The organism is Rhodoferax mekongensis (assembly GCF_032191775.1).
GTDB lineage: Bacteria > Pseudomonadota > Gammaproteobacteria > Burkholderiales > Burkholderiaceae_C > Allorhodoferax > Allorhodoferax mekongensis.
The window spans coordinates 1,788,352-1,801,321 of sequence record NZ_CP132507.1 but is presented as its reverse complement, the minus strand read 5'-3'; the positions used below and the strand labels follow the sequence as shown (position 1 = coordinate 1,801,321).

13 protein-coding genes and 1 pseudogene are annotated in these 12,970 nt (G+C 61.6%); 4 read left to right on the top strand and 10 right to left on the bottom strand.

The window, feature by feature from the left end:
- Positions 1-48 precede the first annotated feature (48 nt).
- The 3 genes from RAN89_RS08745 to RAN89_RS08735 are packed head-to-tail and all read right to left on the bottom strand — an operon-like array spanning position 49 to position 2,611.
- The gene (locus tag RAN89_RS08745; RefSeq protein WP_313869195.1) at positions 49-816 is read right to left on the bottom strand and encodes a substrate-binding periplasmic protein; all 768 of its coding nucleotides are present in this window, start codon (positions 814-816) and stop codon (positions 49-51) included.
- Complete coding sequence (locus RAN89_RS08740; protein ID WP_313869194.1) at positions 813-1,577, bottom strand: LytR/AlgR family response regulator transcription factor; 765 nt, start codon at positions 1,575-1,577, stop codon at positions 813-815. Before RAN89_RS08740 ends, RAN89_RS08745 begins: the two co-directional genes overlap by 4 nt.
- Positions 1,574-2,611, bottom strand: a complete 1,038-nt coding sequence (locus RAN89_RS08735; RefSeq protein ID WP_313869193.1) for a sensor histidine kinase — start codon at positions 2,609-2,611, stop codon at positions 1,574-1,576. The genes RAN89_RS08740 and RAN89_RS08735 overlap by 4 nt, the downstream gene beginning before the upstream one ends.
- Before the next feature lie 40 nt (positions 2,612-2,651).
- Between RAN89_RS08735 and argH the strand changes: the two genes are divergently transcribed.
- Positions 2,652-4,085, top strand: coding sequence for an argininosuccinate lyase (gene argH / locus RAN89_RS08730; protein WP_313869192.1), 1,434 nt, complete (start codon positions 2,652-2,654; stop codon positions 4,083-4,085).
- Positions 4,086-4,174: 89 nt separating this feature from the next.
- On the opposite strand, the gene RAN89_RS08725 is transcribed toward argH, so the two are convergent.
- Positions 4,175-5,245 (bottom strand): threonine aldolase family protein, encoded by a 1,071-nt coding sequence (locus RAN89_RS08725; RefSeq protein WP_313869191.1) that lies wholly within the window; start codon positions 5,243-5,245, stop codon positions 4,175-4,177.
- A gap of 73 nt (positions 5,246-5,318) precedes the next feature.
- Here RAN89_RS08725 and RAN89_RS08720 point away from each other — a divergent pair, with 73 nt between their 5' ends.
- Complete coding sequence (locus RAN89_RS08720) at positions 5,319-5,915, top strand: helix-turn-helix domain-containing protein (protein ID WP_313869190.1); 597 nt, start codon at positions 5,319-5,321, stop codon at positions 5,913-5,915.
- Between the two features lie 73 nt (positions 5,916-5,988).
- Here the strand turns inward: RAN89_RS08720 and RAN89_RS08715 are convergent, their stop codons facing one another.
- A complete protein-coding gene (locus RAN89_RS08715; protein WP_313869189.1) occupies positions 5,989-6,885 on the bottom strand; it encodes a LysR family transcriptional regulator in 897 nt (298 codons plus the stop codon).
- A gap of 128 nt (positions 6,886-7,013) precedes the next feature.
- On the opposite strand from RAN89_RS08715, the pseudogene RAN89_RS08710 reads away from it, so the two are divergent.
- Both RAN89_RS08710 and RAN89_RS08705 read left to right on the top strand, forming a co-directional pair.
- A pseudogene (locus RAN89_RS08710) lies at positions 7,014-7,891 on the top strand (MBL fold metallo-hydrolase).
- Positions 7,892-7,917: 26 nt separating this feature from the next.
- Complete coding sequence (locus RAN89_RS08705; RefSeq protein ID WP_313869188.1) at positions 7,918-8,559, top strand: DsbA family protein; 642 nt, start codon at positions 7,918-7,920, stop codon at positions 8,557-8,559.
- Here RAN89_RS08705 and RAN89_RS08700 read toward each other — a convergent pair.
- From RAN89_RS08700 to RAN89_RS08680, 5 genes are all read right to left on the bottom strand, one after another.
- Complete coding sequence (locus RAN89_RS08700) at positions 8,556-9,209, bottom strand: DNA-3-methyladenine glycosylase I (RefSeq protein WP_087496830.1); 654 nt, start codon at positions 9,207-9,209, stop codon at positions 8,556-8,558. The two genes, RAN89_RS08705 and RAN89_RS08700, sit on opposite strands and share 4 nt — an antisense overlap.
- Before the next feature lie 51 nt (positions 9,210-9,260).
- Complete coding sequence (locus tag RAN89_RS08695; protein ID WP_313869187.1) at positions 9,261-11,138, bottom strand: PAS domain-containing sensor histidine kinase; 1,878 nt, start codon at positions 11,136-11,138, stop codon at positions 9,261-9,263.
- 144 nt (positions 11,139-11,282) lie between these two features.
- The gene (locus tag RAN89_RS08690; protein ID WP_313869186.1) at positions 11,283-11,825 is read right to left on the bottom strand and encodes a DUF3455 domain-containing protein; all 543 of its coding nucleotides are present in this window, start codon (positions 11,823-11,825) and stop codon (positions 11,283-11,285) included.
- Between the two features lie 37 nt (positions 11,826-11,862).
- Positions 11,863-12,213 (bottom strand): c-type cytochrome, encoded by a 351-nt coding sequence (locus RAN89_RS08685; RefSeq protein ID WP_313869185.1) that lies wholly within the window; start codon positions 12,211-12,213, stop codon positions 11,863-11,865.
- A 56-nt stretch (positions 12,214-12,269) separates the two neighbouring features.
- The gene (locus tag RAN89_RS08680; RefSeq protein WP_087496826.1) at positions 12,270-12,860 is read right to left on the bottom strand and encodes a ferritin-like domain-containing protein; all 591 of its coding nucleotides are present in this window, start codon (positions 12,858-12,860) and stop codon (positions 12,270-12,272) included.
- Between the last annotated feature and the right edge of the window lie 110 nt (positions 12,861-12,970).

Genomic DNA, 12,970 nt, shown 5'->3' with positions numbered 1-12,970 from the left:
AAAAGGGCCTCAGGGCCCTTTTTTATTGGAGCACGAAACGGTCCAACCTCAACGCCAACGAGCCTCAATGCGTGCATATTCACCGTTCTTGCGGATCTTGTCCAAACCGGCGTCAAAGCGGGCAATCAATGGCTCAACGCCGGGAAACTTCTTGGAAAACGAGAGATACAAGCTGGGCTCCAGCAGAACACCCCGAAGCCTGAACCCTTGGCCCAAGGTCGGGTTGTTGGCTGCAATTTCATTAGCGACCCGGTCAAACACCAACGCATAGTCCACCCGCCCGGCAACCAGTTTGCGCAGGGAGGTCAGGTCGGAGGCTGCCACGTCCCGCACCATCGTCGGGTCGTCATCAAAGGCGGTACCGTAGTCGTAACCATTCGTCACCCCTGCTCGCTTTCCCCGCAAAGCCTGCACATTCACAGGATCTGCAGGTCCGTCACTGCGGCCATAGATGCCGATGCGTGCACGAAACAGGTGGTACTTGTGCCAGAGGTATTTGTCTTCAGTACGGGCGTCACGCAGCGTATCGAAACAACCGGCGAGCTTTCCCGCCTCCACCTCGCGCATACAGCGCGCGTATGGCAAGGGGACCAACTCCACCTCTACCCCTGCCGCCTCCCAGGCCGCACGGACCAATTCCACCGCAAAGCCGGCAGGCTGGCCCGCTTGCGCATACGCGTAGGGGCGCCAATCGTCTTCAGCGCCGATGCGGACCTTGGTGAAAGCAGGCTTGTCCGTCGGCTTCTGAGCCCATGTGGAGCTTGCCAAAACCAGACCTGCCAGCCCCGCAGTACAAAAAGCGAGACGCAAATTCATTGAGAAATCAGTGCCCTCACCGAGGGCAGTTGCCGGCGGGATACCGACAGCAGCTCGTCCAGCCCCTGCAGCCTCACCGCCCAGCCTTCGCCCTCTTCAGCATCGAAATGCTTTTCCAGTGATCGCACCATCTTGCGGGCCACCAATGCATTGCGGTGGATGCGGATGAACTGGCCTCCGTGTTTTTCTTCCAAGTCGTTCAAAGCGCCATCCAGGATGTAGCTGCGTGTGGCCGTGCGTACCGTGATGTATTTGAGCTCTGCCTTGAAGTAGAGCACTTGCGTCAAAGGCACCCGCTCTGTCCGGTTGCGCTCCTGGATGATCAGTACCTCTTCACTGGCCAAATCGGCCTGTAGCGCCCGTCTTGCATGCGCGAATCGCTCTGCTTTTTGTAGCGCTGCCTGCAGGCGCTCCAGGCGTACGGGTTTGGTCAGGTAGTCCACCGCTTCCAGATCAAAAGCCGCAACGGCATGCTCGGCGTGGGCCGTCACAAACACAATCGCAGGCGGGTGCTGCAGAGTGCGCAATGTCTGGGCCAGGGTCAGGCCACTGTTGCCCGGCATATGGATATCCAGAAACACCAGATCCACCGGTTGCTGGCGCAACAAGGCAGCAGCCTGCTCGGCATTCGGGGCTTCGGCGGCTACATGGACGGCAGGATGGGTGCAGTCGCCGAGCAAGGTGCGCATGCGGGCCCGGGCCAGGGGCTCGTCATCCACCAGCATCACCCGCAACAGGGTGTCAGGCTGCATTGCAGTCATAAAGGCACCTCCATACGTACTTGGTACACACCATCTTTCAGGCCGCTCTTGAATTGGCCCTGCACATCATGCAACAAGGCCAGCCGCTCCTGCACGTTGCGCAGCGCCAGGCCATGGCCCCGAGCGCCCTGCCCGGCCGGCACCGTGTTGGTGACTTTGATCACCACCACCGAGCCCTTGCAACGTGTCGATATTTTGACGGACGCTCCGGTGTCGCTGGGCTCCACGCCGTGGCAGACCGCATTTTCAACCAGCGGTTGCAAGATCAAGGGAGGCAAATGGGCGCCATCGGCCAGCGGATCCAGATCCCACTGCACCCGCAGGCGGTCACCGAAGCGCACCTGCTCAATCGCCAGGTAGCGTTGCGCGAGCGACAGCTCTTCGCCCAAGGTGACCGAACTGCTCGGGTCTTTGAGCGCATGGCGAAACAGGTCGCTCAGGTCTTCCAGCAACGCCTCTGCCTTGGCAGGTTCTGCCCTCACCAGCGCGATCGCGCTATTGAGGGTATTGAACAAAAAATGCGGCCGGATGCGCGATTGCAGCTCCGCGAGACGAGCCGCGGTATCTGCGGGAGTGCGGCCTTTGGCGCGCATGACCAACGCTGCGACCAACAGGCTGGACAACAAAGCGCCGGAGAAGAAACTGGGCACCCAGGGCGGGCTCTCCAGCAGTCCTGACAGAGCCAGCAATCCGCAGCCATACAAACCGGCGATCCCTCCCAGCGAAATGGCCAGTGCATATTGGGCAGACTTGGGCATGCGCGCCAGCCAACGCTTGGCAATACACGCGGACAACAGCCACGCCAGTGTGCCGGGCAAAGCTGCACCGGTCACCAGAGCCAGACGCGCTATCCAATCCCACAGGCCGGCAGCAGCAAACATGCACACCACCGAAAGAGACAGCTCCACAAACAACACCGCGCGCAGCACCACACCGATGTGGCAGGCGTCGAACACCAGCACCGGTGCAGGCTGCGCAGCCGGCACCGCAGGGGTGAGTTCCTGGAACGTCGATAATATTTGGTTGTCGTTCATGTCCACCGGATTTTGACTCCTTTCCTGAAAAGCGCTTCCCATGTCACAAAACCAATTCGATAAAAAGTCCCAAGCGTGGTCCGCGCTGTTCTCCGAGCCCATGAGCGATCTGGTCAAGCGATACACCTCCAGCGTGTTTTTCGACAAGCGCCTCTGGCAGGCCGACATCACCGGCAGCCTGGCACACGCCGAAATGCTGGCCGCGCAAGGCATCATCTCTGCCGACGACCACGCCTCCATCCAGAAAGGCATGGCGCAGATCTGGAGCGAAATCGAATCCGGCGCTTTCGAATGGAAGCTGGACCTCGAAGACGTGCACCTCAACATTGAAGCGCGCCTCACCCAACTGGTGGGCGATGCCGGCAAGCGCCTGCACACCGGCCGCAGCCGCAACGACCAAGTGGCCACCGATGTGCGCCTGTGGTTGCGGGGCGAAATTGACCTGATTGGCGAGCTGCTGGTGGACCTGCAAAAGTCGCTGGTCGATGTGGCCGAGGCCAACACCGACGTCATCTTGCCCGGCTTCACCCACCTGCAAGTGGCCCAGCCGGTGAGCTTTGGCCACCACATGCTGGCCTATGTGGAAATGTTCAACCGCGATGCCGAGCGCTTTGCCGAAGTGCGCCGCCGCACCAACCGCCTGCCGCTGGGCAGCGCCGCCCTGGCGGGCACCAGCTACCCGCTGGACCGCGAGCGCGTGGCCAAGACGCTGGGCATGGACGGCGTATGCCAGAACAGCCTGGACGCTGTGAGCGACCGCGACTTCGCCATCGAGTTCACCAGCGCCGCCGCACTTGCCATGGTGCACATCAGCCGCATGAGCGAAGAGCTGATCATCTGGATGAGCCAGAACTTCGGCTTTATCCGAATTGCCGACCGCTTCACCACCGGCTCGTCGATCATGCCGCAGAAGAAAAACCCCGACGTGCCTGAGCTGGCACGCGGCAAGACCGGCCGCGTGGTCGGCCACCTGATGGGCCTGATCACCCTCATGAAGGGCCAGCCCCTGGCCTACAACAAGGACAACCAGGAAGACAAAGAGCCGCTGTTCGACACGGTGGACACCCTGAAGGACACGCTGCGCATCTTCTCCGAGATGATTGGCGGCCAGTTGAATGCGGCCACCGGTAAAAAGGAAGGCGGCATCAGCGTGAACGCCGAAGCCATGGAGCGCGCCGCCCTCAAGGGCTACGCCACTGCCACCGACCTGGCCGACTATTTGGTGAAGAAAGGCCTGCCCTTCCGCGACGCCCACGAGACTGTGGCCCACGCCGTGAAAGCTGCCCAGTCCCACGCCTGCGATCTGTCTGAATTGCCGCTGGCCGTGCTGCAAGGCTTCCACGCCAGCATTGATAAAGATGTATACGAGTGCCTGAGCCTGCGTGGCTCACTCAACGCCCGCAACATCCTGGGTGGCACGGCGCCGGCGCAGGTACGGGCACAGGTGGCGCGGCACCGCGCTCGCCTGGGCTGAATCTCAACCACCTTCAAATAAAAACGGGGGCTTAGCCCCCGTTTTTATTGCGCAAGCAGCTACAAAATTCGTAGCAATTACTGAATCATTCAACCCGCCAGCACCCGCTCCAGATCGCTGGCCAAATGGTCCACTGCCTCTTCGGTCGTAACCCAGGAGCACATAAAGCGCGCACCACCGCCAATGAAGGTGTAAAAGGTCCAGCCCAGCGCCTTGAGGCGGGCAATGGCGGGTTCGGGCAAATTCACGAACACGCCGTTCACCTCGGTGGGCAGCAACAACTCGGCACCGGCGATGCCGGCAATGCGTTCCGAGAGGCTGTGCGCCATGGCGTTGGCGTGGGCGGCGTGGCGCAGCCAAGTGTTGTCGGTCAGCATGGCGAGCCAGGGGGCTGAGAGGTAGCGCATTTTGGAGGCCAGCTGTCCGGCCTGTTTGCAGCGGTAAGAAAACTCTTCGCCCAGCTTGCGGTCAAAAAACACAATGGCTTCGCCAATCGGCAAGCCCATCTTGGTGCCACCAAAGCACAGCACGTCCACCCCGGCGCGCCAGGTGATGTCGGCGGGCGCCACCTTGAGGGCGGCCACGGCGTTGGCAAAGCGGGCGCCGTCCATGTGCACCTTCAGGCCGTGCTCCTGCGCGATGCGGCTGATTCCGCTGATTTCGCCCTTCTGGTAGACCGAACCCATTTCGGTGGACTGGGTCAGCGTGACGACCTTGGGCCGCGGGTAGTGCACATCGGTGCGGCGGGTGATGACTTCGAGCACCCCGGCTGAGGTGAGCTTGCCGTGGCGGTGCGGGGCTGAAAGCAGCTTGGAACCATTCGAGAAGAACTCGGGCGCGCCGCACTCATCGGTCTCCACGTGGGCGGTGTCGCTGCAAATGACGGCCTGGTAAGACTGGCACAAGGACGCCAGCGCAATCGAGTTGGCCGCCGTGCCGTTGAACACAAAAAATACTTCAGCGTCCGCCTCAAACACTTCGCGGATGCGGTCGCAGGCCAAGCGCGTGGCGTCGTCATTGCCGTAGGACGCCGCAAAGCCGGTGTTGGCCGCCATGAACGCCTGCATGGCCTCAGGGCAGATGCCGGAAGTGTTGTCGCTGGCGAACTGCAAATAGTGACCAGGGGAAACGGTGGACACGGAGGTAGGCAAAGTGGTCATGGCGGTGTAATATCGTTTCAGCGGATATTTCCGGTATATCGAACAAAAATCCATTTTACCGACCAACATCACCATGGCGCAAGTCCCCCACCCTACTTCCTTGGTCGACGGCCCCCCAGCTGTAGGCTCCAAACTGCAAGACGCCCGCAAGGCGCAACAGCTCTCGCTGGACGAGCTTTCCAAACGCGCAGGAGTTTCCAAATCCATGCTCTCCGAGGTAGAGCGCAACCAGGCCAATCCGACGGTAGGTGTGCTCTGGCGCCTGGCCACGGCGCTGGGCATCAGCCTCACTGACCTGCTGTGCAACACCACTGCCGACAAGGCCACGCCCACGGTGGAGCTGGTACCGGCCCACACCATTCCCGTCACCACCAGCCCGGACGGCAAGTGCACCCTGCGCATCCTGGGGCCCATTGCCTTGGCGGGCCAGGTGGAGTGGTACGAGCTGGCCGTGGAGCCCGGCGGCGTGCTGGCCTCCGAGCCGCACGAGGCGGGCGCGAAAGAGCACCTCTCGGTGCTCAGCGGCAGCCTCACGGTGCAGGCGGCCGACAGCAGCAAGGTGCTCAAGGCGGGCGACAGCGCACGCTACGCGGTGGACGTGCAACACGCCATCAGCAACACCGGCAAGGGCATGGCCAAGGCGGTGCTGGTGGTGGAGCACTTGGGCTGAATTCCAAGCAAAAATGGCCCCTGGCGCCCGTTGAATATGCGCGAGCAGCTACTGAATTGATAGCAATTCAGCGCTACAGCTTCCAGGGCTCGCTCGCAAAACGCTCCACCAAAAAGTCCAGCAAAGCCCGCACGGCCGGGGAAAGGTGCTTGCGCGAGGGGTAGAGCGCGTAGATGGACATCATGGGCAGCTGCCACTGCGGCAGCACCTGTTGCAAGCTGCCATCATGGAGGTGGGGGCTTGCCAGGTACGTGGGTTGCATGGCCACACCGCCACCCGCGAGCGCAGCCCGCATCAAGGCGGTGGCCTCGTTGGCGCTGAAGTGGCTGCCCACATGCACCTCGGCGTGCTCCTCGCCGCGCTGTAGTTTCCACACGCTTTTTCCAAAGTTGGCATAGCTCAAACAGCGGTGGGCCTGCAAGTCTGCGGGGAACTGCGGCGTGCCGTGCTTCGCGAGGTAGTCCGGCGAAGCCACCAGCACCGAGGCACATGGCGCCAGCACACGGCCGATGAGTGCCGGGTCCGGCTCGGCGCTGATGCGAATGGCCAAGTCGATGCGCGCCTCCACCAGGTTGAGTGCGCCTTCGCTGGCATTGAGGTCGATCTTGAGCTGCGGATAGAGCGCCAGAAAATCGGAAATCGCCGCCGCCATTTCTGCATAGGCAAACGACATGCTGCAGGTCACCCGCAGTTGCCCGCGCAGCGCGCCGTCGTGGCGGCTGGTTTCTTCTTCGACGTTCTCCATGAGCGCCAGCATCTGCTGGCTGCGGCGCAGGCAACTCTCACCGGCGTCGGTCAGTGTGACGCTGCGGGTAGTGCGCTGGAGCAGGCGTGCGCCCAGCCACTGCTCCAGCTCGCCGACATAGCGCGTCACCATGGCGCGCGACATATCCAGTTTGTCGGCCGTGGCGCTGAAGCTGCCACTCTGCGCCACCTCCACAAACACCTGCATGGCAGTTAAACGGTCCATGATTTGCTCAATTTATGAAACAGTAATGGCCGAATTATCGGGTTTATCTGCGCGGATATTGAAATTAAAGTTCAACCCAACGCTGATGAGAGGACCTCTAAGCGTCTAACCACTACCAGGAGTTCACCATGATCCGCACTACCGTTATCGCCGCATCGCTGGCCATCGCCTTTACCTCACTGTCTGGGGCAGCAAATGCTCAGCAGCCACTCACCGTCAAGGTCTACAACGCTGATGCCAACAGCTTCAACGTCAATTCCACGCTGGTTTATGGCCAGAAAGACGCCATCGTCATTGACGCCGTTTTACCCGTGCCGACGCCTTGCGCATCGCGGCCAACGTGCTGGACAGCGGCAAGCAACTCACCACCATCTACGTGAGCCAGGCTGACCCTGACTACTACTTTGGTGTGGAAGCCCTGAAAGAAGTGTTCCCCCAGGCCGACGTGGTGACCACACCCGCCGTGCTGGGCAAACTCGCGCCCAAGCTGGCTGGCAAGGTCGCATTCTGGGGACCCAAAATGGGCGCCAACGCCCCCCGTAAACCCGTGGTGCCCCGCGCCCTGGAAGGCAACACCCTGACACTGGAAGGTCAGACCATCGAGATCCGCGGCACCCAAGGACTGCTGGCACACCGCCCCTATGCCTGGATTCCGTCCATCAAGGCGGTGGTCGGCAACATCGGCGTGTTCGGCAACATGCATGTCTGGACTGCTGACACCCAAACCGCTGCAGAGCGCGCCGCATGGGTAGCCCAGCTGGACGAAATGGCCGCTTTGAAGCCTGAGCTGGTGATTCCCGGCCACATGAAGGCAGGCACCAAGGTAGACGCAAGCACAATTGCCTTCACCAAAGACTACTTGCAGACTTTTGAGAAGAACCTGGCCGCCAACAAAACCAGCGCCACCTTGATCCCCGCCATGAAGCAGGCCTACCCTGCCCTGACGGACGGCGGCCTGTCGCTGGACATCGGCGCCAAGGTCAACACCGGCGAAATGAAGTGGTAAACCCCGAACACACAAAGGAAAAAACCATGTCCACCACAGTGACCTATTTGTTCGACCCCTTGTGTGGCTGGTGCTACGGCGCCTCCCCTGCCATCCAGCGCTTGGGGCAGGAAGCAACGATCACCCTGGAGCTCGCGCCCACCGGCTTGTTCAGTGGCGGCGGGCGCGTGATGAGCGCAGACTTCGCCGACTTTGCGTGGTCGAACGATGTACGCATCGGAAAGCTCACCGGCCAGACCTTTAGCGAGGCCTACCGCAACCAGGTGCTGGGCCAGCATGGCACCCGATTTGATTCATCCGCCGCCTCTCTCGCCCTCACTGCCGTGGCACACACCGCACCGGCGGAAGAACTGAATACTTTGAAGCTTTTGCAAGAGGCACGCTACGTCAATGGCTTGGACATCTGCACCCCGCAAGGTGTGGACGGCGTACTGCGTGCCAGGGGCCTGACAGCGGCGGCCGACCTGTTAGCCCGACAGGACCCAGACCTGCAACTCCAGCACGATGCCCGCGTGCAAAAAGCCCGCCGCCTCATGCAGGCCCATGGCGCACAAGGCGTGCCGGCCATGGTGGTTCATGGCGCGAGCGGTGCTCGCCTGGTGCGTGGCGACGCGCTCTACAACGGCCACGACGCCCTGTTGGCAGCGATTGCCGGAGCCGCTGCCTAAGGCTTGCGGGGCGGCACAAAGGCCGCTCTGGCTTGCAGGGCTCGCTCGCGGGCGTGGCAGCCCTCCAGGTGGTCATTCACCAGTCCCATGGCCTGCATGAAGGCATACATGGTGGTGGGGCCCACAAAGCTCCAGCCGCGCTTGCGCAAGTCTTTGGACAGTGCGATTGATTCCGGCGAGGTGGTCACCCCGCTGAGCGTTTGGTGGGTAATGGTGGCCGGGCGGCTGCCGCTGGCCGGCTCATAGCCCCAGAAGTAGGCCGCCAGACTGCCGAACTCGGCTCGCAGCTCCTGGGCTCGTCTGGCGTTGTTGATGGTGGAAGCAATCTTGCCGCGATGGCGCACGATGCCGGCGTCCAGCAGCAGGCGCTTCTCATCTGCTTCATCAAACAGGGCGACTTTGTCCATGTCAAAACCTGCAAAGGCGGCGCGGAAGGACTCGCGCTTGTTCAGTATGGTGAGCCAGCTCAAGCCCGCCTGAAAGCCCTCGAGGCAAATCTTCTCGAACAAGCGCGTGTCGCTGTGCACCGGAAAACCCCACTCCTGGTCGTGATAGCGCTGGTATTCGGCCGTGCTGCGGCACCAGACGCAACGTGCGGTGTGGTCATCGTCGGTAAAAAGCCCGTTGGGCGCGGCAGTGTCGTTGAGCATGGGGCCTCCGCTAAGTACGCTGAGATACTGTTTTTTTGATCAGTATAAAGCCTAGTTCACGACCTGCGGCGCCACCTTCGGAATCGTCAATTCAAATTCTGCGCCCTGCCCCGGCACTGAACTGACCTTGATTCGTCCGCCCAGAATACGGCTCACGATACGGTGGCTCACTGCCAGCCCGAGCCCGGAGCCGCCTTGCCCCAGTTTGGTCGTAAAAAACGGGTCAAACACCTGGCCCAGGTGCTCAGGCGCAATACCGCGCCCGTTATCACTCACCGTGAGCACCACCGATTTACCATCCGCAGCCTCCTCCGCGCGCAGCTCCACCACGCCGTCGTTACGACCGGCCAGCCCGTGCACCAGCGCGTTGCTGACCAGATTGATCACCACCTGCCCCAAGGGCCCCGGGAAACTCTCCAGCACCATGTCCGCAGGCACTGCCAGTTCAATTTGCGCTTGCTGGTGTTTGAAGCTGGGTTTGAGCGTCTCTACCACCTCATGCACCGTCTGGTGCAGGTCGAAGCTGCGGCGGCGCTCGGACTCCTGGTCAACCGCCACTTGTTTGAAGCTACGGATCAGCTCCACCGCCCGCTCCAACGATTTGTGAGTGAGCGCAGCGCCGTCGTTCATGTTCTGCATGAACTCCAAAAACGCAGATCGTTTGAGGGTGCCCGCCAGCGCTTGTTCAGAAGCGCGCTCGGTCATTTCATGCAAGGCACTGGCGGTGATCAAGGCATTGCCCAGTGGCGTATTGAGTTCGTGGGCCACGCCGGCCACCAGGCTGCCCAGCGAGGCCAGTTTTTCCACGCCTATCAGTTCATCCTGCGCGCGTTGCAAGGTGCGCATGGTCTCCAGAAGGTTGCTGTTGGCCTCATCGAGCGCGCTGGTGCGGTCCAGTACCCGCTGCTCCAGCGTGGCGTTCAAGTCTTTGAGCTGCTGTTCCAGCAACTTGCGCTCGGTCACATCCATGGAAATGGTCATGACACAGTCGAGCTCGCCGTACATAAAGCGCTCAGACGACAACAAAAAGGTGCGCTCCGCGCCGTCCGGCAAGGTGAAAGTCACCTCATAGCCACTGACCCGCCGCTGCGTGCCGAATTCCTGCTTGAACCGCTCACGGTGCGCCTGATCGCGCCAGAAGCCCAACTGAACCGGCGTTTTGCCGATCACATCAGCGCGCAAGCGCTGGAAGGCTTGCTCCCAGGCGGGGTTGATCTCCAGGCACACGCCAGTCTCGAACTCGGCCACGATGATAGGCAAGGGGCTGGCCTGGAGAATCTGCATCACACGGCGCTCGCTCATGCGCAAGGCGTCGTCCTGGTCAGACAGGGCTTGCAGCTTTTCTTCAAGCGTCCGGTTCAGCGTCTGGACATTGTCTACGTGCTGCTGGTAGGCCTTGAGCACCAGACGGAACGCCATGAACGCACCTCCCAGCACCCCCAACTGCGCAATCAGCAGACTCCAATGACTGGTGACATGGGTGGGTGTCCACCAGCCGAACTGGGTGGAGAGCGCCAAGGCCACATACCAGGCCGCTGACGCCAGGCCCACCCATACCGCTTGCCGCATACCGACCAACCACCCGGCCAGCAGCACCAGCACGACGTTGACATTGAGAATCGGATTGAGCGCGCCGCCACGCAATGTGGACTGCAAGACCACCACCGCCCACAAAGCCCAGATGAACAGGCTCATGGCCCGCGCATGGTGTCCCCGTGCGTGCAAGCCCAAGCACACCGCGCCCGCAGTAGCAATCAACACCGGGCCGAGCACCATGAGCCATTCGCCGATGAACACCATGCTGACCACGCTGTACAGCAGCGCCACGGCCAACGTGGTACGCAACAGGCGCACAAACAGCAGATTGAGTTCGGTGCCCTCGAACCCGGCAGTAACCGGAGCCCGGGCTGGCGACGCAGGAGGCTTCACACGATTCCTTGCAGACAATAGACGCTCCAGCTTATCCGCAAATGCAATCGGCCTGCAAGTCAACGCTTATGAATAGAAAAAGCTGCTGGCGCACAACAATAGTGCGTGAGCAGCTCTCATTTTGATAGCAAACTTACGCTGGCGTTACATCGCTTTGTAGAAGATGTAGTCAGCGGTGTAGCGCACCAGCTGGTTTGCACCCTCGTTGGCCTTGGCGCAGGTGCTGGCCGGTGCAATGCCGCTCACGGTCGCCACGCGCTGGATGTAGCTCACGCCCTGCATCGCACCCATGCCCATGGCCGGGTTGGCTTTGACCAACTGCAGGGGTATGTTGGCTGCCCCATTGGGCGCCACGGCGAGCTGCGTGGCGGTCACTTTGGAACCATCGTTGTTTTCCCAGGTGGCGGGTGGGCCGTAGTACTTGCCGATGACCTTGCCACTGCGGTCTTTGAGTCCGGCATCCGGACCCACAAACACCCATTCGAACTGTCCGGCCATGTCTTTCTTGGCCCGGCACTGGTAAGTGATGTCGCCGGCAGCGGCAGTTTCCATCACCACGGTGTGGCCGGCGGGCACTTGCACGGCGGCGGGCAAGTCTGCCTGGCTGAACGGTGCGCGCATGGGCTGGCTGGCACAGGCGGTGAGTGCGGCGATAGCCACCAAAGAGAGAGCGGTACGGGTTTGCATAGGTATGTCCTGCGGAGAAGGTTGGGGAATCAAAGGTTTACTTTTGTGCGGGCTTGGACACGCTGGCCAGATAGGCCACCACGTCCTCGCGGTCCTGGGCTTCGGTCAGGTAGTAGTTCATTTCCTGTCCGGGCACCACTTTTTCCGGGTTGGTCAGCCAGGCTTTGAGGCCTGCGACCGTCCAGGTATGGGTGGCAGCTGCCATGGCTTCGGAAAAGAAATACCCCTCTGCCTTGCCGGCCTTGCGGCCCACCACGCCGCGCAAGGCGGGGCCTGCGCGATTCGCGTCCAGGCTGTGGCAGGCAAAGCAGCGGCTCTCTACCAGCTGCTGCCCGCGCTGCACATCGGGCACGAGGGCCTGGGCCTGCACAAGTGCAGGCGCGGCCATGGAAATTGCCAAGGCCGTAAGCCCAGCGCACCGACGGATGAAGGTGCGCGGCGCCATTACGCGCCGAAAGACAGTGCGCCTGCGGGCAGCGGACGGCCCAGCGCGTTGTTCAACAGCACGTAGTGCATGGTCTCGTCCGCAGCCAAACGGCCGGCGACCTTGGCCAGATCCTTGTTCCCGAAGGCGGGAATCACGCCGAGGTAGGCGTTGATGGCACCCAGCTCGAGACGCGCTGCCAAGTCCAGCACATCGCCCTGATTGCGCAGGGTGTCAGCCTTCAGGGCTTTTGCGTAGTCATCCAGCTTCTTTTCCATCACAGGCGTACCACCCAGCTTTTGGATAGTGGCAATCAGCGCGTCGCGGTGGGCTTTGTGGTCGGCCTGGAAGCGCACCGCCACATCGAGCACCGGCTTTTGCAGCAGGCCGCTACCGGCGCCCAGTTGGTATGCGTTGATGGCTTCGTGCTCCAGGCCCAGCGCCACGTTCAAGATGCTCACGTCTTTGGAGGTGTCACCGGCCATGCCCTGGGCCATGGCGTCTTTGCCGGCCAGAAGGGCGACGGCTACAGCGGACAAGGTGCCTGTGCGGCCCATGAAGGCGCGGCGGGAAGAAGCAGAAGAAGCAACTGTTTGAACGATGGTTTGCATGGCGGAATCCTTTGAGGAGTGTTGGGCAACTAAGCGAGACCGGGAAATCCGGCTCTCCCCTCGAATACGCAGGCCACCCGCGCCTTGGATTCAAGTTTTTGAAATTAATT

What these genes read in the sequence shown, in the direction of transcription:
- RAN89_RS08745 (WP_313869195.1), bottom strand. Translation starts at nt 816, where the DNA reads ATGAATTTGCGTCTCGCTTTTTGTACTGCGGGGCTGGCAGGTCTGGTT.
- RAN89_RS08740 (WP_313869194.1), bottom strand. Translation starts at nt 1,577, where the DNA reads ATGACTGCAATGCAGCCTGACACCCTGTTGCGGGTGATGCTGGTGGAT.
- RAN89_RS08735 (WP_313869193.1), bottom strand. Translation starts at nt 2,611, where the DNA reads ATGAACGACAACCAAATATTATCGACGTTCCAGGAACTCACCCCTGCG.
- argH (WP_313869192.1), top strand. Translation starts at nt 2,652, where the DNA reads ATGTCACAAAACCAATTCGATAAAAAGTCCCAAGCGTGGTCCGCGCTG.
- RAN89_RS08725 (WP_313869191.1), bottom strand. Translation starts at nt 5,245, where the DNA reads ATGACCACTTTGCCTACCTCCGTGTCCACCGTTTCCCCTGGTCACTAT.
- RAN89_RS08720 (WP_313869190.1), top strand. Translation starts at nt 5,319, where the DNA reads ATGGCGCAAGTCCCCCACCCTACTTCCTTGGTCGACGGCCCCCCAGCT.
- RAN89_RS08715 (WP_313869189.1), bottom strand. Translation starts at nt 6,885, where the DNA reads ATGGACCGTTTAACTGCCATGCAGGTGTTTGTGGAGGTGGCGCAGAGT.
- RAN89_RS08705 (WP_313869188.1), top strand. Translation starts at nt 7,918, where the DNA reads ATGTCCACCACAGTGACCTATTTGTTCGACCCCTTGTGTGGCTGGTGC.
- RAN89_RS08700 (WP_087496830.1), bottom strand. Translation starts at nt 9,209, where the DNA reads ATGCTCAACGACACTGCCGCGCCCAACGGGCTTTTTACCGACGATGAC.
- RAN89_RS08690 (WP_313869186.1), bottom strand. Translation starts at nt 11,825, where the DNA reads ATGCAAACCCGTACCGCTCTCTCTTTGGTGGCTATCGCCGCACTCACC.
- RAN89_RS08685 (WP_313869185.1), bottom strand. Translation starts at nt 12,213, where the DNA reads ATGGCCGCGCCTGCACTTGTGCAGGCCCAGGCCCTCGTGCCCGATGTG.
- RAN89_RS08680 (WP_087496826.1), bottom strand. Translation starts at nt 12,860, where the DNA reads ATGCAAACCATCGTTCAAACAGTTGCTTCTTCTGCTTCTTCCCGCCGC.